16 protein-coding genes and 2 pseudogenes are annotated in these 18128 nt (G+C 33.5%); 14 read left to right on the plus strand and 4 right to left on the minus strand.

Features of this window, described 5'->3' with window-relative positions; genetic code table 11:
* Positions 1–13: 13 nt before the first annotated feature.
* From ACZBKJ_RS00865 to ACZBKJ_RS00905, 9 genes and pseudogenes are all read left to right on the plus strand, one after another.
* Positions 14–949, plus strand: coding sequence for a lysophospholipid acyltransferase family protein (locus ACZBKJ_RS00865; RefSeq protein ID WP_463199004.1), 936 nt, complete (start codon positions 14–16; stop codon positions 947–949).
* Positions 936–1682 carry a glycosyltransferase gene (locus ACZBKJ_RS00870; RefSeq protein WP_463199005.1) on the plus strand — a complete coding sequence of 249 codons (747 nt, stop codon included), beginning with the start codon at positions 936–938 and terminating at the stop codon, positions 1680–1682. Before ACZBKJ_RS00865 ends, ACZBKJ_RS00870 begins: the two co-directional genes overlap by 14 nt.
* Positions 1679–2422 (plus strand): annotated as a pseudogene (locus ACZBKJ_RS00875) (glycosyltransferase family 2 protein); the annotation flags it as partial. The gene ACZBKJ_RS00870 and the pseudogene ACZBKJ_RS00875, both read left to right, overlap by 4 nt.
* Before the next feature lie 22 nt (positions 2423–2444).
* Positions 2445–3251 carry a glycosyltransferase family 25 protein gene (locus ACZBKJ_RS00880; RefSeq protein ID WP_463199006.1) on the plus strand — a complete coding sequence of 269 codons (807 nt, stop codon included), beginning with the start codon at positions 2445–2447 and terminating at the stop codon, positions 3249–3251.
* Between the two features lie 19 nt (positions 3252–3270).
* Positions 3271–4053 (plus strand): glycosyltransferase family 25 protein, encoded by a 783-nt coding sequence (locus ACZBKJ_RS00885; protein ID WP_463199007.1) that lies wholly within the window; start codon positions 3271–3273, stop codon positions 4051–4053.
* A gap of 45 nt (positions 4054–4098) precedes the next feature.
* The gene (locus ACZBKJ_RS00890) at positions 4099–4776 is read left to right on the plus strand and encodes a glycosyltransferase (protein ID WP_463199008.1); all 678 of its coding nucleotides are present in this window, start codon (positions 4099–4101) and stop codon (positions 4774–4776) included.
* A 68-nt stretch (positions 4777–4844) separates the two neighbouring features.
* A complete protein-coding gene (locus ACZBKJ_RS00895; RefSeq protein ID WP_463199009.1) occupies positions 4845–5684 on the plus strand; it encodes a glycosyltransferase family 25 protein in 840 nt (279 codons plus the stop codon).
* Between the two features lie 108 nt (positions 5685–5792).
* Positions 5793–6827, plus strand: a complete 1035-nt coding sequence (locus ACZBKJ_RS00900; protein ID WP_463199010.1) for a capsular polysaccharide synthesis protein — start codon at positions 5793–5795, stop codon at positions 6825–6827.
* Between the two features lie 41 nt (positions 6828–6868).
* Positions 6869–8716 carry an ABC transporter ATP-binding protein gene (locus ACZBKJ_RS00905; protein ID WP_463199012.1) on the plus strand — a complete coding sequence of 616 codons (1848 nt, stop codon included), beginning with the start codon at positions 6869–6871 and terminating at the stop codon, positions 8714–8716.
* Positions 8717–8797: 81 nt separating this feature from the next.
* On the opposite strand, the gene ACZBKJ_RS00910 is transcribed toward ACZBKJ_RS00905, so the two are convergent.
* Positions 8798–9691 carry a D-Ala-D-Ala carboxypeptidase family metallohydrolase gene (locus tag ACZBKJ_RS00910; RefSeq protein WP_463199013.1) on the minus strand — a complete coding sequence of 298 codons (894 nt, stop codon included), beginning with the start codon at positions 9689–9691 and terminating at the stop codon, positions 8798–8800.
* 269 nt (positions 9692–9960) lie between these two features.
* Between ACZBKJ_RS00910 and rodA the strand changes: the two genes are divergently transcribed.
* The 3 genes and pseudogenes from rodA (at position 9961) to ACZBKJ_RS00925 (ending at position 12714) form a co-directional block, all read left to right on the plus strand.
* The gene (gene rodA, locus ACZBKJ_RS00915) at positions 9961–11109 is read left to right on the plus strand and encodes a rod shape-determining protein RodA (protein ID WP_463199014.1); all 1149 of its coding nucleotides are present in this window, start codon (positions 9961–9963) and stop codon (positions 11107–11109) included.
* A 706-nt stretch (positions 11110–11815) separates the two neighbouring features.
* Positions 11816–12169 (plus strand): annotated as a pseudogene (locus tag ACZBKJ_RS00920) (septal ring lytic transglycosylase RlpA family protein); the annotation flags it as partial.
* Between the two features lie 152 nt (positions 12170–12321).
* Positions 12322–12714: a helix-turn-helix domain-containing protein gene (locus ACZBKJ_RS00925; protein ID WP_463199015.1), complete on the plus strand. Its 393-nt coding sequence runs from the start codon at positions 12322–12324 to the stop codon at positions 12712–12714.
* Positions 12715–12719: 5 nt separating this feature from the next.
* Here ACZBKJ_RS00925 and ACZBKJ_RS00930 read toward each other — a convergent pair whose 3' ends face one another.
* The 3 genes from ACZBKJ_RS00930 to ACZBKJ_RS00940 form a co-directional block, all read right to left on the minus strand.
* Positions 12720–13859: a GTPase gene (locus ACZBKJ_RS00930; protein WP_463199016.1), complete on the minus strand. Its 1140-nt coding sequence runs from the start codon at positions 13857–13859 to the stop codon at positions 12720–12722.
* Positions 13860–14053: 194 nt separating this feature from the next.
* Positions 14054–14671, minus strand: a complete 618-nt coding sequence (sodA, locus tag ACZBKJ_RS00935; RefSeq protein ID WP_463199017.1) for a superoxide dismutase [Mn] — start codon at positions 14669–14671, stop codon at positions 14054–14056.
* Positions 14672–14791: 120 nt separating this feature from the next.
* Positions 14792–16522: a glutamine--tRNA ligase/YqeY domain fusion protein gene (locus tag ACZBKJ_RS00940; RefSeq protein ID WP_463199018.1), complete on the minus strand. Its 1731-nt coding sequence runs from the start codon at positions 16520–16522 to the stop codon at positions 14792–14794.
* Positions 16523–16752: 230 nt separating this feature from the next.
* Between ACZBKJ_RS00940 and ACZBKJ_RS00945 the strand changes: the two genes are divergently transcribed.
* Together ACZBKJ_RS00945 and ACZBKJ_RS00950 are read left to right on the plus strand one after the other, a co-directional pair.
* Positions 16753–17262 (plus strand): peptidylprolyl isomerase, encoded by a 510-nt coding sequence (locus ACZBKJ_RS00945; protein ID WP_463199019.1) that lies wholly within the window; start codon positions 16753–16755, stop codon positions 17260–17262.
* Between the two features lie 9 nt (positions 17263–17271).
* The gene (locus ACZBKJ_RS00950; RefSeq protein WP_463199021.1) at positions 17272–18099 is read left to right on the plus strand and encodes a UDP-2,3-diacylglucosamine diphosphatase; all 828 of its coding nucleotides are present in this window, start codon (positions 17272–17274) and stop codon (positions 18097–18099) included.
* Positions 18100–18128 lie beyond the last annotated feature (29 nt).

Genomic DNA, 18128 nt, shown 5'->3' on the forward strand with positions numbered 1-18128 from the left:
TAAAGTTGGTTTGATGTTTTTTATTTTAAAATTTGTGCCAATGTCTGTTTTGTGGATATTGGCGCAAGTGGTTTCATTTTTTGCAATACTTACCAATGCTAGTATTTATCGGGGAATTTGTACCAATTTAATGCTGGTTCAACCTTTTAAATCAGCCGAAGAACGAAAAAAACTCGCTAAAATCATTCTTCAAAATCAGCTTGCTAGCACCTTATACAGTGCTAAAAGTTGGGTAATGTCGCCTGATTGGTCAATTGCTCAAATAAATACCATTCACCATGGTGAAATTTTACAAAAAGGTTTGGCTTGCCCTAATGGCATGTTGATTATTGTTCCCCATATTGGTACTTGGGAAATGATGAATGCTTGGGTAAGTAGATTTGGCGATTTAACCATCATGTATAAACCATCAGGCAATTCCAAATTAGATAAAATTGTTCTCCAAGGTCGCGAGAAACTAAATGCAACATTGGTACCAACCGATGGAAGCGGTGTCAAGGCTATTTTTAAAACCTTAAAAAATAAAGGTTTTAGTGTTTTATTACCAGACCATGTTCCAGATAAAAATGGTGGCGAAATTGTACCTTTTTTTGGCATTCCAACTATGACAGGCACACTTGCAACCAAACTTGCTAGTAAAACAAACTGTGCATTAGTAGGATTAACTTGTATAAAATCACCTCATCAATCAGGTTTTGAAATTTTTTGTTATGATTTAAAGGATAAAGATTTATATAATAAAAATGATATAATCGCTACCACTGCTTTAAATCATGCTATGCAAACAATGATTGAAAAGCATTTTGAGCATTATATGTGGAGTTATCGGCGCTTTAAAACCACGCCTTTTGGTGAAAATCCTTACTTATTACCATTTGATGAACTTCACACCCAAGTAAAAAATTACAAATCCAACACACCATCCGAGCCAAGTCATGACCGAAACTAACTATATTCTTTGTATGAAATGGGGAAATAAATATTCTGCTGAATATGTTAATCGCCTGTACCGTATGGTTAGTCGGCATTTGAGTTTGCCTTTTGAGATGGTGTGTCTAACTGATGATAAAACGGGAATTTATCCACAAATTAAGTGTTATCCAATCCCAGAATTCAATCTACCCGCCAATCTACCCGAACGTGGCTGGAAGAAACTGACTACTTTTAAGCCTGATTTATATGGCTTAAAAGGCACTGCATTATTTTTGGATATTGATATTGTTATTGTGGATAATATTGATTGTTTTTTTACCCACCAAACCAAACATCAAGATGGTGTTATGATTATTCGTGATTGGAAAAAACCATGGCGGATGGTGGGGAACAGTTCAGTATATCGGTTTAAGCTCGGACAAAATACATACCCTGATTTGCTGAGCTATTTTGAAAAAAATTTTGAAACAATCCGTAATGAAGTCCGTCATGAACAGGCATTTCTATCCAATTATTTACGAAAATATCATCATTTAGAATATTGGGATAGCTCTTGGTGTGTCAGTTATAAATATCACTGCCTTCAAAAAATTCCGTTTGCTTATTTTATCCCGCCCAAAAAACCCATTGGGGCAAAAATTGTGATTTTTCATGGTGAAATCAACCCACCTGATGCTATAAAAGGCGGTGGTGGAAAATGGTATCGTCATGTTTTACCAAGCGATTGGATAAGGGAGGCTTGGCAATGAATGGTACTTACCGCCTATCCGTGGTTATGATTGTTAAGAATGAAGCTAAAAATTTAGCAATATCATTACCGCCCTTAAGGGGTTTGGCTGATGAAATTATTATTTTGGACTCTGGTAGTACAGATAATAGTCGCGAAATTGCTGAGCGTTATGGAGCAAAGTGGTTTGTTAATACTGATTGGCAAGGTTTCGGAAAACAGCGTCAAATTGCTCAAAATTATGCAACAGGTGATTGGATTTTAGCACTTGATGCTGACGAAGAAATCACACCTGAGTTAAAAAGAAGCATTTTAAACGTTATTCAAACCAAACCAGAAGATATAGTTTATGGAACAAAGCGTCTTGATTTTATTTTTAATTATCAAATTGATAATGCTTATTGGGGCGTAAAATCATACTGGCGATTATACCCTAAAAAATATCAATTTAATAAATTAACTGTCCATGAGTCTTTGGATGTTAGAACAGCAACTTTAAAAATATTGAAAGGATTTTTATATCACCATACTGCGCCAGACCCGCAATTTTTATTAAAAAAACGTTTGAATTATGCTGAAATTTGGGCTAAAGAAAAATATGAACAAGGCAAAAAAACAAATTTTACAAAAATAATATTAAATCCTCTTTGGCAATTTTTTCGTCAATATTGGCTTGATGGTAGATTTTTACAGGGTCGTTATGGCTTAATTTATTCTTTAATCTTTACATATTATACTTTTAATAAATATTTGCTTTTATGGCACTATAATTTAAAAAATCATCATGATAAAAATTCTTCTCATTAATTTATCACAATCTTGTGACAGACTGCAAACGCAATTGAAGCAATTTAAAAAATTAAATTTGGAATTTGAGCGCTTAGAGGCAGTTTCAGTTCAGCAAATTTCTGAAAAATTTTATCAAAAAAGTCTAAAAACAAGTCAAAGATTGATGAAGCAAACAGAATTAGCCTGTTTGTTAAGTCATAAAAAAGCATGGCAATATGTTTTTGATCATAAAACTCCATGCGTCATTTTAGAAGACGATGCTGTGATTGCTGGTGATTTTAAGTTATTATTATCTGAGCTAGAAAATATTCATTTTAATAAAATTGATTTAATCAACTTGGAAGTCCATGGAAGAAAAAAAATAGTTAGCAAACAAAAAAACATGGATTTGTTAGAAAAAAAATATCAATTATATGAACTATTTTTGGATAAAAGTGGTGCTGCTGGTTATGTTTTATATCCATCTGGCGCCAAAAAACTGCTAGAACAACTATCAAAGCAAATATGGCTTGCTGATGCGATTATTCACAATTGTCCAAACATGCATTGTTATCAAATAGAACCTGCAGTAGTAATACAAAGTGATAGATGTTCCTGGTATGATATACCATTTTCAGATTATGCTTTTCATTCAATGATTGGGAATATAAAAAATACACAAAACATTAAGTTAAGCATATTACAAAAAATAAACTTAAAAAAGAATCGTGTTCTAGCTCAAATTTTATTAGCATTCCGCACAATATATGCTAATTATTTGGGAGAAAAAAGATATATTTCAGTCAACAAAACAGATTTTTAAATTGGAATATGAGAAACATATGCATAATTATGTAATTAGTGTAAAAAATTCTTATAAAAGAAGAGAACATATCACTCAAGAGTTTTCTAAGCATCATATTTTATTTGATTTTTTTGATGCAATTACATTAGAGACAATAGAAAGAGCCTGTAATGAACTATCTATTTCTTTGGAAAATTCTCAATTATCTGATGGAGAAAAAGCCTGTTTTCTCAGTCATTTATGTTTGTGGAAAAAATGTATTGACAAAAAATTAGATTACATTGCAGTTTTTGAAGATGATGTTTACTTAGGGAAAGATGCCAATAGTTTTTTTATGGATCATAATTGGCTGACTAATAATCAATTTGATTTTATCAAAACAGAAACTTTTTTACAAGAAAGAAAATTGGCTTTTAATTCAATAGATTTGCCAAATAATCGAAAAATTAGAGAGTTAAAGGAACCTCATTTGGGCACAGCAGGATATATTATCAGCCAAAAAGCAGCTATATCCTTATTAAATTATGTAAAATCCTTTCCGGAAGAGAAATTATTGCCAATTGACCATATGATGTTTGAGCAATATTTGTATTATAAATCCAGTTCACCTATTTATCAGATGATTCCAGCTATTGTTGCTCAAGAATTCATCTTATATCCAAACCAAAATAATATGCCTAGCAGCATAGAAGAATCTCGTTTATTGCGTAAACAAAATAAACAAAAGCGCCCATTGTTAGATAAGATAGCAGGAGAATTATCCAATCTTTTTCGAAAGACATTGGGTAAACTTCTTCGAACTAGAGTTACCTTTTATTAATGATATCTTAACTTATCATAAATGATAAAATAGGAAAAGAATCAAATGAATGATCTAGAAAATATTACTCTTTGTTTAACTATCGGAAAAAGACCACTGGAATTAGAGCAAAGTCTGAAAAGCCTTTTGTCTCATCTAGATTTTCAAGCAATTATCGCTATTAATGATTTTGGTGATCAGCAAACCGATGAAGTATTTTTAGATTGTTGTCCAAAGGGAAAACTCATTAATCTTCATAAAAATATTGGTCATCATAAAGCGGTTGATTACATGTATAATCATGTGAAAACGGATTATATTTTTCATAGCGAAGATGATTGGTTCTTTGATGATGCCCCAAATCTAAATAATGCTATTTCATTATTGCAAGAAAATAATAAAATCAGTTGTGTTGGTTTTAGAAAAATTGATGATTTTATCTATGATGAACAATCTAAACAAAAGATTGAAAAAATAGATACCAAAATCGGTGATTATGTTAAAATGAATAAATTGCATCAACAATGGCATGGTTATTCGTTTAATCCACATTTAGCTAGAAAATCTTTATGGGAGCAGTTTGCCCCTTTCTCTCAATTTAAAAAAGAACGTCATATTTCACGTTTTTTACGAAAAGAGGGGTATTATATGGCTTATTCGCAAAATGGAATCTGTTATCATATTGGACATAATAGCGTCTCTAATCCACCAAAAAATTTATGGCAAAGATTAAAGTTTTGGTGATTAATGATTGTTTTTTAAATACAACAAGTATTGTTATAAATTTAATCAGTGTCCATCATGGAGTTTGTATGATTCAAAGTTATGTCATTAGTTTAGAATCCGCAATAGAAAGACGCAAACATATTAGACAAGAATTTGGTAAACAAGGTATTGATTTTAAATTTTTTGATGCCGTTACTCCACCTCAAGTTTCTAGAATGGCTGAGGAGTTTTCGATAGATATTATGAGAGCAGATTTAACACAAGGAGAATTGGCATGCTTGTTTAGCCATGTACAATTATGGAAAAAATGTATTGATGAAGATTTGGATTATATCGCAGTTTTTGAAGATGATGTTTACTTGGGTGAAAATGCTAATTTATTCTTAACAAAAAAAGAGTGGATACCAAAAAATATTGGTATTGTTAGATTGGAAATCTTTGAGCCAATTGTTGTTATGCAGCATAATTTTATACCAACTCTAGATGATAGAAAACTAAAAAAAGCAATGGATATACAATTTGGCTCGGCAGGTTATATTATCAATAAAGATACTTGCTTTAATTTATTAAATTTTTTATCTAAATCAGCAAAATTGGTTCCTGTTGATCACTTGTTATTTGAGGTTTTTATCAAAAAAGGATTGGCAAATATTTATCAAATAACTCCTGCTTTTTGCGTGCAATCAGATAGACTATTTTTAATAAAAAACCACAGTAACAACGATTATAAAGTTTATAATAGTGATCTAGAGAAAAGTCGAAGGGAAAGATTTGAGAAAAATCGAAAGGAAAAATTTGAGAAGAAACAAAAATTAGAGAGAACGAAAAAGATAAAAAGAGAGCTAATTCGCATTGTTAATAATATATTTAATATAAAATATAGGATATATAAAATATTTCTATCTCAGAGTATTGATTTCAGATAAATTATTTAGGAAAAGAGCAATGGTTTTCATTATTTAAAAAATATGATAAATATTCAAAAATATCGTTATTACAAAAGATAAAAGATTGGTTAATATAGTGAATTTTTTATGTATGCTATTAAAGAAAAAAATATCAAAGAATTATCCATAATAATTAATGATTTTGAAAAAGAAACCAAGGAATTAGAAAAGATAAAATTCTATAAACAAAAAATAATCAAAAACTTTTACCATATTTTTATTCCTAAAGAAAAGCGATTATTAATGGAAAAAAATGCTGACGTATGTCAGCAAAAACATTTATATGGATGTTGGAAAGCATTAGCTAAACTTTATTTTAATAATGATTTACCAGAAATAACCATAAAATCAAAAAAAAATTTTCCAACTCAAAAAATTATTTGGCAGTATTGGGGGCAGGGAATAAATAACAATATTCCAGAAATTGTACAAACTTGCTTTGATTCAGTAGATAAATTTAAAAATGATTATGTAATCATCCGCTTGGATGATGAAACAGTTGCTGATTATATAGAATTTCCGGATTTTATATGGAAAAAAAGAAAGAATCATCAATTTAAACATGCGTTTTTTGCTGATTTATTACGCCTAACTTTATTGTATCTGTATGGTGGAATTTGGATTGATGCAACCGTTTTGCTAACCAATCAAATTGATGATAGAATATTAAATCAAGATTTTTTTATGTTTCAGAGAGATTTTAATTGTCAAAATAGAGATTTTTGGAGAAGTATTAATGCCAATTATTTTGAATGGAGTAACGACCACCATATTAATGTTTTAAATAGTTTTATCGTTTCGAGAAAAAGTAATAATATAACAAAAGATTGCTTACAATTACTTTTAAATTTTTGGAAAAATCAAAATAATATTACTCATTATTTTTTCTTTCAAATTATGTTTGATCTATTATTAAAAGAATATATTAAAGATGCAAATTTATTAATAATTGATGATACTTTACCACATCTATTATTTTCTAAAATAGATAAAGAATTTATAAATCAAGAGTATAATGAAATATTATTAAAATCAAATATCCATAAACTAACTTATATTAAATCGAGTATTTTATCATCATCCACATGGTATGGTGAAATAAAAAATCTAATTTATCATTAAATAAAAATACTTAATCCATTTTTAAAATATAATCATAGCTTATGTCCATTTTTACCTTCTTTGAAAATCGTTTAAATCCTTATCCAAAAATTAATCTACCTATTCCAAAAAATCAAGGACTATTTGCTTTTTTATGGGCATGTAGTCAAGGAGCCAGAGGCTGGATTTTTTTAAGAGCATTATTATCCATTGCTTTAGGCGTTTTTGGCTCATTGTTATTTGCATGGGTTGGTGATGTTGTAGATTGGTTAACCACCTACACACCAGCGACACTAATGCAAGAAAAAGGTCAAACCATTGCATTTATTTTAGGATTGTGTGTTTTATCCATCTTTGGTGAATTTATCAGCAATTTAATTCAATTTCAAGTATTGCAAGGTGTTTTACCGATGCGACTTCGTTGGTGGTTTCATAAGCACATGCTCGGGCAGTCCATGCAGTTTTATCAAGATGAGTTCTCGGGTCGAGTTTCAGCAAAGGTAATGCAAACCGCCCTTGCTGTTCGTGATACCATGATGACGATCACACAGATGGTAGCATTTGTATCGGCTTATTTAATTACTAGTGGAGCTATTCTTTTAAAATTAGACTTTTGGTTATTTTTACCATTTTTAGCGTGGCTTTTATGTACAGTTGTGATTATGAAGTTTTTTTTGCCACGTTTAAAACGCTCTGCCAGCCGCCAAGCCAATGCTCGAGCTTTGATGACTGGGCGCATCACCGATGCTTATGCCAATATTGGAGCTGTAAAACTGTTTAGTCATTCTAGCAGAGAACTTGCCTACGCTAAATCTGCCATGAATGAATTTATGGATACTGTCCATGACCAGATGCGCTGGGTGTCCATTTTGGGAACAACAACAGAATTTATGTCTTTGGTGATGATTGTTGGTAGCACTGCCATTGGTGTTTATTTATGGCTTATTGGAAAAACTACAGTTGGCGCAATTGCCGTTGCCAGTGGGATTGCCTTACGCTTAAAAGGTATGATTCAGTGGATTATGTGGGAGATGGCAGGATTATTTGAGCATATCGGCACCGTTCAAGATGGTATGAAAACCTTAACCACGCCCCATGCGATTACTGATAAAGAAAACGCTTCAGAACTGCTGATCAATCAAGGAGAAATTTGCTTTGATGATGTGGCGTTTAATTATGGTCAAGGTAATGATAAAATTCTGCTTTTTAATCACTTTAATTTAACCATCAAAGCAGGCGAGAAAATTGGTTTGGTGGGTAAAAGTGGCGCGGGAAAATCCAGTTTAGTCAATTTATTGTTAAGATTTTATGATGTCAGTGATGGAAAAATTTTGATTGATAATCAAGATATTAGCCAAGTTACCCAAAATTCACTTCGTGAAAATATTGGCATGGTAACTCAAGATACCGCCCTACTGCATCGCACGGTTCGCGAAAACATCGCTTATGGTCGCCCTGATGCCACTGACGAAGAAATTATCAATGCCGCCAAAGCTGCGCATGCATGGGAATTTATTCAAACTTTACAAGATAAAAATGGCAATACAGGTCTTGATACGGAAGTTGGAGAGCGTGGTGTAAAATTATCGGGTGGGCAACGTCAGCGTATTGCGATTGCGCGCGTGATTCTTAAAAATGCTCCTATTTTGCTGCTTGATGAAGCAACCTCGGCACTAGATAGTGAAGTAGAATATGCCATTACCCAAAGTTTAGATAATATGATGGCTGGAAAAACAGTCATCGCCATCGCTCATCGTTTATCGACAATTGCCAGCTTAGATAAACTTGTGGTCATGGATAAAGGGCAAATTATTGAAATGGGCAGCCACGAACAGCTAATTCAACAAGGCGGTGTTTATGCCAGTCTTTGGGCAAGACAAAGTGGTGGATTTTTAGGAGAAATTGAGTAACCGTTCATCAAAAAAAGATGGAATGATGTTTTTCCATCTTTTTTATTTCAACCTTATTTGAATTTTGGTTTAGTTTTTGAATTATTCTACCCAACCCTGCCCATCAATATATAAACTTTCAGCTTTGGGTGGAATATAACGACAAGGTGAGCCTGTTTGAGAATATTGCCCGCCCCATTTACGGTAGCCTTGAGTGTCTAAATGAATAGCGCCTGTGCTATATAACCCAAGTCCAAAATTATGCGCTTTACCATTGTCTATCCAAAATTGACATAATTTATTTTGCGCATTATTAAATTGCCAGCTTCCCATTTCATAATCAGGAATCCAAATGTCCATTGCCCCATTGGTCATATGTTTACTGCTTGGCGCTCCGCCTGCACATTGATTTAATTGTGGGCTTCTATATACGGAGCGAATTTGAGTTTGGGGCGGTAAAATATTTTTTTCCCGCAATTCGTTATATAAACGAATGGTTGGCACCATTTTGTCCCATAAATCCATAGGCGGAACTTGATAAGGTTCATAACCGCATTTTTGCCAAGACCGCGCGGTTGTTAAAAGCTCTCGCATGGGCGGAACTCTACCTTTGCCAAGTTGCTGAACGAGAAAATTTTCGTAATTGGTTGCACTTACCCGGTTGGATGGGTTTTGATTTAACCAGCGTTGGTAATCAGCTTCTGTTCCTACATTACGCTCAGCCCCAAAATTATGATCATGCCCATGATGATTGTCTAAATTCACATTAGCATCGCCAGACACTACGCCATAGCCCGTATCCGTACGTACAATTACACGACGATTGGTTTCAGTAGTTTGGTCAGGCTTGGCGGTTTCTTGGCTGGTTTTATTGTCGTGATTGCCAAATAATTTGGATAAAAAACCAGCATTTGCACTAACGGCAGATAAAGACAGAGCAAATAAGGAAACCTTAATGCATTTGACCACAACATCATTCGAAAAATTGTTTATCATAAAACTTACCATTAATTTTGGATTTAAATTGACACTATTAAAATTTGATAATTTGGATTAAAATTATCAAGCTAATGGTGCTAGACACTATTAATGTTATATTATAACATAATTTAACCCAGTTTTTTATTGATGGGTTGACTGTTTTAATGGTTTTGACTACATAAACATAAAAACACATCAAGCATCTAAAAAAGCAATAAACCTTTTTTATACATCTTGATTCTATCACTCAAAAGGGTGAAGTTTCAACCAAAAAGGAATATTTGATGAATCATCAATATCGGTTTTCTCGCCAAAGTTCCCATTTTGTCAGTCGTGATTTAGAACCTAACATTTGGCAACGTTTGCATATTGACCCTTGGCTTTTGTTATTATTACTCAGTATCTGTTTTATTGGTTTGACGGTGTTATATAGCGCTTCAACTCAAGATTTGGATATGGTGATTAGGCAGATGGTCAGTTACGGCATTGCTTTTGGAATTATGATGGCAATGGCTCAAGTTTCCCCCAATGTTTACCGTACTTTAACGCCTATTTTTTATGTGTTTGGATTGATATTGCTGATTTTGGTTGAAATTATTGGCGAAGTACGTATGGGAGCGCAAAGATGGATTAAAATACCAGGTTTTGGTAGTGTTCAGCCATCCGAATTTATGAAACTAGGCATGCCTATGATGTGTGCTTGGTATTTATCTAAAAAAGAGTTGCCGCCTAACATCAAAACGGTCTTAACTACTTTGGTTATCATTGTTATTCCTGTGCTTTTAATTGCTAAAGAACCTGATTTGGGCACGTCTATTTTGGTGGCGGCAAGTGGTTTATTTGTGCTTTTTTTGGCAGGATTACCTTGGTGGATGATTGGGGGAGCTATTGCGGCTTTGATTCCTTTTTTATGGGTCATGTGGACATTTTTGATGCACGATTACCAAAAAACTCGAGTCATTACTCTTTTTAATCCAGAAGCTGATGCTTTAAATAAAGGCTGGAACATCATTCAATCTCAAACAGCAATTGGTTCTGGCGGTTTAACTGGTAAGGGTTATTTGGAAGGCACTCAGTCTCATTTACATTTTTTGCCCGAAGGTCATACTGATTTTATCATTGCCGCTTTTAGTGAAGAGTTTGGTTTGGCAGGCGTGCTGCTATTGTTATTTTTTTATTGTTGTTTATTGATGCGTTCATTTTATATTGCTTTTGTCAATCCTGATGCCTATTGCCGTTTATTGGCAGGCGCTTTAACGTTATCGTTTTTTGTGTATATTTTTGTCAATATGGGCATGGTAGGCGGAATTTTACCCGTTGTTGGTGTTCCACTTCCTTTTGTCAGCTATGGCGGCACGGCCGTGATTACCTTAATGGCAGCTTTTGGTTTATTGACCTGCATTCATACACATCAATCGAATTCTAATTATTGATTTATATTATTCAGATTGCATTATTTACACATAGTGATTTATTTGTATAAAATACAATCAATAAGTACCGTTAATTATCACCTCACTGCTGTTGGGGTGTTTTTTATTGTATTTTTTATAAAAAGTGGTAACATAGAGTTATAGATAAGTTGTTGTTAGGTAATTGTTTTAATCTTAATGGATGTTTTTTAACGATTGCCAATAAAGACGGCATAATATCTGCAATGTTTATTTTATTACCAAATTTCGATTGTCATTTTTTTGTATTTACGTTTCTTTGATGATAAGGTTTAAAATAAAAATCGTATCTGCTTGTTGCAGTTGTTGTTTTTTATTTTTGAATTTGGTATAAATAGTTCGTTACTTATTCACTGTTCAAAATGAACAAATTTTGTACAGCACACAGTCATTTATGACCGCTCAAGAGTTTGTTGGTTTAGCTTTGAGTTTGTGCTTTAACTAAGAGGTAATTACCATGAAAACCAAATATGGCTCACACTTATTATTAGCAGGCGCGATGGCATTTGGAGGATTTTACACATCAGCAGCTGCTGAAACAGTTAAAGACGCTAATATTGACAAAGTACTTGATGAACTTACTCATCAGCATAACAATTCGTCAAGTCTTATAAAAAGTGCTCGCCAGCCCACTTCATTAGCACTAAACAGTACTTTGGTTAATCAACCAAAAGTTTCTAATAAAAAAGAAGAAAAAAACGTGCTGGGCAAATTAAGCTCGGTTGCTTCCAATACAGTTAGTAAATTTAAACAAAATGGTACAGCATCTTGGTATGGTCGCCAATTTCATGGGCGCAAAACTGCCAGTGGTGATACATTTGATATGAATGGCTTAACTGCCGCACATCGTACTTTGCCAATGAATTGCTATATCAAAGTTACCAATAAAGACAATGGAAAATCTGTCGTCGTAAAAGTAAACGACCGTGGTCCGTTCCATGGCAATCGCGTTGTTGATTTGTCTTACGGTGCAGCCAAAGCCATTGGCATTACCCAAAAAGGCACAGGAAATGTTATAATTGAACGTGTTGATGCACCTTAAACAAACTTTAAATTAAATCGCAAGCCTAGCTTGCGTTTTTTTGTATTCTTATTACAATTTTATAATTTTTTTTAATTAATACTAATACCAATATCAATGAAATAGTTCCGTGTTTTTAAATTTTACTGTAATATTATTACATGAGATAATTCATGAATGTTAATGACAAAATTCGTATGATGCGAGAAATCAATAATTGGACTCAAGAATATGTTGCTGATAAGCTACATATGTCTTTAACTAGTTATGCTAAATTAGAAAGAGGAGAAAGTCGATTGCACCTGGATAAACTAACGAAAATCGCTGAAGTTTTTCAGGTAAATATTGCTGATTTATTATCACTTGATAAGCAAGGCTTAATTTGGTTAATCAGCGGTGATGGCAGTGGTAATTACAGTAATTTGAATTATTATAATACGCATAATGAACGTGATTTTCAAATAGAAAAACTAACCTTACAATTACAACATAAAACTGAAATAATAGAGCAAAAAGATAAACTGATTGAGCAATTATATGCTCAAATCAGTTTATTATCCAAATGAAGTAATTAATCCTTAACAAATTTACCAATTAACGCCATGATAGCTGTTTTATCTCCTGATTTAACTGTATTAAATATATCTTTTAGTCCAATTTCTTTAAGTAATTGATAGAATTTCTTATATTGTTCTTTAACTTCTTGTTTATTATCAAAATTATAGCCGTTTTCATACATCCAATTAACAGTACTAAGCATGGCAAGCGTAACTGATACGGCTACCCCAGCGGCAACAACATCGACAACACCAGTTGGTGGCAAGAATGATTTAACAAATAAAAATGCACTTGATCCAACACTTTGACTAGCAAATAAAGGAATGGCAGCCAAAACATGATTTTTGCTGATAATTTCATTTGTGTAAATGTAATGGATAGTCATAATGGCCGTCCCTTGAGCCGCCGTAATAGGAATGGCACTGCCTGGAAGAAAAGCAAACCCAGCAACAGCAATCATACAGGTATAAATAGCTCGTTTAGCCATTGTGGATTTTTTCTCTATCAATTTTCTTACCAACAAGTCTTTGTTACATCTTTCAAGAAAATCAAGAACCTCTTTTCTTAATTCATCAACACCTCGTATATTGAGCTGAGCATCAGCATCTGACTGAGGGTCGTATCCATCAGTACAAGTTTTAAAAATTTGCTCATCGTCCTTTAGACCTAATACTTCATGCCACTGTTGACAAACGCTTTCTAAAGCTGCTTTCTTATTATCATATTCATCAATTTTATTCAGTACAACAAATACCTTTTTGCAACCTTTTTTTAATTCTTCATAATGCTGTTTTTGGGATGAATCAGCAGAACCTGATACTACCAAAATACCTACATCAAATCCATTACTGATCGCTTGTTTAGTAACTTCGCTATTATCACTATTGATATCACCTAAGCCTGGTGAGTCAATGACAGTAACATTTTTACTCAATCGAAACGCTTTAGTTGTTTTAGTAACACCTGATATTGCCCCTACAGGTGCTAATTCATCACCTTTTTTACGTTTAAAGAAGGCATTTAATAACGAACTTTTACCAGTACTAACACGACCTACAATGGCAATGTTAATTGTGTTATCAAAATTTTTTGCCGCTGCCTCAAACTGCTCTTTTAATTTATCTTCAACTTCTTTTTCATCAATAGTTTGCATTATTGTTTACTCTCAATCCAAATTTAAAAAAATTATGATGAATAATCAATCATAATTATATTAAAGAACAAAACAAGGTTAAAGGTCGATTTTAGGTTTTTGACAGTTGATTTTAGATAATTTAAACTTAAAACATTAAATAACAAAAGCACCTCAAAAAAGGTGCTTTTGAAAGCTTTATCAAATGAAATAAATCATGCTTCATTAAAACGTCTTTGAGCTTCGTCCCAGTTTACAACATTCCAAAACGCCTTAATATAATCAGGGCGTTTGTTTTGATATTTTAAATAATAGGCATGCTCCCAGACATCTAGACCAATAATAGGCGTGCCTTCACAACCTGCAACCGCCACACCCATAAGTGGACTGTCTTGGTTTGCTGTAGAAACAACTGCCAATTTATCACCTTGTTTTACAAGCCATGCCCAACCAGAACCAAAGCGAGTAGCAGCCGCTTTTTCAAATTGTTCTTGAAATGCTTCAACTGAACCAAAATCACGTACAATAGCATCTTTTAAGGTGCCGCCAAGCGTTGTACCAGTTTTTAATACAGTCCAAAATAAGCTGTGATTAGCGTGTCCACCAGCATTATTACGTAGCGCTGTGCGACTTGCTTCAGGGATTTTATCCAAGTTAGCAATCAATTCTTCAGCTGATTTATCAGCCCATTCAGGTAAATTTGCTAGCGCTGCATTGGCGTTATTAACATAAGCTTGATGATGGCGAGAGTGGTGAATTTCCATAGTTTCTTTGTCAAAATGTGGCTCTAAAGCATCATAACTATAACCAAGTTCTGGTAAAGTATAAGACATAATATATCCTTTAAATAAATGAGAATGATGAATAATTACAAGCTAGGCTTGCCAAGTTAATATAAGGCAGCTAACTTGTAATTTCAAGTTAAAAATTGATTTTTATCATCTTGATAACATCTATTGAGGTTTAAAACTGTCTTTTAAACTGACAATTTGATTAAAAACCAGATTTTCTTCTGCAAATTCTACCAAATCAGCAACAAAATAACTTTCTCTTTCGAATTGAAAACGTTCACCTTTTTGAGCATTTTGTAGACTTGGTTCAACAATTGCTTGATAAATGGTTAATGAATTTGGGTTAATATGGGCACGAATCCACGCTTCATCACTATCATCAGTTGGTGGATTTAAAATTTCATCATCTTCTAAAAGTAAGTGTTCATACATTCTTACAACTGCAGGCACGCCCAATTCTGCGGATACCCAATGAATTACACCTTTTACTTTGCGCCCTTCTGGATTGTTGCCAAGTGTTTTTTCATCGATGCTTGCAACTAATTCGTAAACGTTGCCATTATTGTCCAATTTATATTCTTCAACTTTTAAAACATAACTGTTACGCAAGCGGATTTCATTATTTTCTGGTGTAAGACGTTTATAACCTTCTGGTGGATTAATCTCAAAATCACTTTTATCAATAAAAATAGTTTTAGTAAAAGGAATTTCACGCATACCCAAATCAAGATTTGGATGTTTTGCTTGTTGAATCCATAAAACATTATTTTCTAGTCTGGCGATGGTTTTTGGGTTTTTATATTCATTAAATTTTGCAACAGCGTCATTAAAGTTGGTGATTGTGACTTTTAAAGGACGTAAAACCGCCATCGCGCGTGTTGCTGTTTGCTCTAAATGATTTCTAACGCTAAATTCCAATTGACGAAAATCAACCACCCCATCAGCTTTACTAATGCCAATACGTTCGCAAAAATCGCGCAAACCTTCGGCAGGATAGCCTCGTCTTCTCATGCCAGCAATAGTCGGCATTCTTGGGTCATCCCAACCACATACGACCCCCATTTCTACTAGGCGCTTTAATTTACGTTTACTGGTTAAAGTATGGTCAAGGTTTAGGCGACTAAATTCATATTGATGAGGAGGATTTTCAAAACCAATTTTTTCAATAACCCAATCGTAAAAGGGGCGGTGGTCTTCAAACTCCAAGGTGCAAAGAGAATGCGTAATGCCTTCAATAGCATCGGATAATGGGTGTGCATAATCGTACATAGGATAAATGCACCAAGTATCGCCCGTTTGATGGTGGATAGCATGCATTACCCGATAAATAACTGGGTCTCTCATATTCATATTAGGGTGATTCATATCAATTTTAGCACGTAAAACAGCCTCACCTTCCTTATATTTGCCGTTTTTCATATCTAAAAAATGCATTAGGTTTTCTTCAACACTGTTATTTCGCTGAGGTGATTCAATGCTTGGTTTTCCAAATCCACCTCGGTTTTCGCGAATTTCTTCAGGTGTTTGAAAATCTACGTAGGCATCGCCTTGTTTGATAAGTTGTATCGCCCAATTATATAAGTTATCAAAATAGTCAGAGGCATAACGTGCATCACCCTTCCATTTAAAACCCAACCATTCTACATCGGCTTTAATATTATCTACGTAGTCTTGTTTTTCTGCGGTTGGATTGGTGTCATCAAATCGTAAGTTACACGCACCATTAAACTCTTTAGCAATACCAAAGTTAAGACAAATAGATTTTACATGCCCGATATGTAAAAATCCGTTAGGTTCTGGAGGAAAACGAGTTAATATAGTTTCGTGTTTTTTAGTTTGTAAGTCATCGCGGATAATAGCTCGAATAAAGTCATTTTTTTTAATTTCGTTCATGTTTTCTCCAGTTGTGATTAGTGTAATTGAATTGTTTATTTTAACATAGATATGGTTTTTTTATATTTTATTTTCTATTTTGATTTTTTTCTTATTCCTGTTTTATTTTTTTATTTTTTCTTTTTTAAAATGGATTATGTTAAATAAATTAATATTAAAAATTATATGTTTTTTATTTTTTGATTTATGTTATAATTAAGAGTTATTTTTATTTATTTAAGGAGCATGTCATGGATATGCCTATTGTTCAATTTGATACCAACATGGGTACTATTACTTTAGAGTTAAATGAACAGGCTGCCCCTGTTACTGTTGCAAACTTTATTGATTATGTGGAATCTGGTCATTATGATGGCACAATATTCCATCGTGTTATTGATGGTTTTATGATTCAAGGTGGCGGTATGGACGCCAATATGAACGAAAAACGCACTGGCACGCCAATTAAAAACGAAGCAGATAACGGTTTAAAGAATGATGTTGGTACCATTGCCATGGCGCGCACGTCAGACCCCCACTCAGCGACTGCTCAATTTTTTATTAATGTTAAGAATAATGATTTTTTAAATTATTCCAGTCCGAACCCACAAGGTTGGGGATATGCTGTTTTTGGCAAAGTCATTGACGGCATGGATGTTGTAAATCAAATTAAGGGCGTGCCAACGGGTCGTTATGGCTATCACGCTGATGTTCCAACTACGCCTATTGTGATTAATTCTGCTAAAGTAATTCAAAAATAGTCTGTACTCATGCACAAAATCACACAAACTTTTGACGAATGGCTATTAAAAAAACCGCATGATATCCGTGCGGTTTTTATTTCTGACCTTCATTTGTCCTGTGATACTATTTTACTCAATCAAGCATTTATTTCTTTATTAGATAAATTAATTCATCTAGAACATCTAAAATATTTGTATATTTTAGGAGATTGGCTGGATGGCTGGATTGGCGATGATGATTATCTTAACTTAACAAACACCCAAAAACAGCTACATTGGCTAACACCAATTATTTACAAACTCTCTCAGCTTAGTCAAAAAAGCCAGATTATCATCATGCATGGTAATCGTGATTTTGCAATACGTCAGCGATTTTGCGATGTATTTAATGCCAAACTGGTCAGTCAGCCCTACTATATCCGTGATGCATTTATTGATACCATCAGGCTTGAACATGGTGATTTATTATGCACAGACGATATTTCTTATCAGCGCTACCGTAAAGTGATTCAAAATCCTTTAATCAGTTTTATTTTGTTACATCTTCCATTATCCTTTCGCCGAAAACTTGCTTGTAATATCAAAAAACAGTCTTATAACCAAAAAACCAAAAAACCCAATTCAATTACCGATGTAAACCAAAAAGCGGTTTTATCAGCACTGACTACCTGCGACATTTTGATTCATGGACATACCCATAGACCCGCCTGCCATAATTTTAAAAATAAACGGCGTTTAGTGCTTGGTGATTGGCAGCTAATCAATAAGGGAAACAATCAACAAAATGTATCAGCAGTCATCGGCGTACAGTCAATTTCTGACTTGCAACTACTAAAGTTTTACCATTCCAGCTGATTTGAGAGCGATTTAAATCCATTCTAAGA

Source organism: Moraxella sp. I5G (assembly GCF_055193055.1).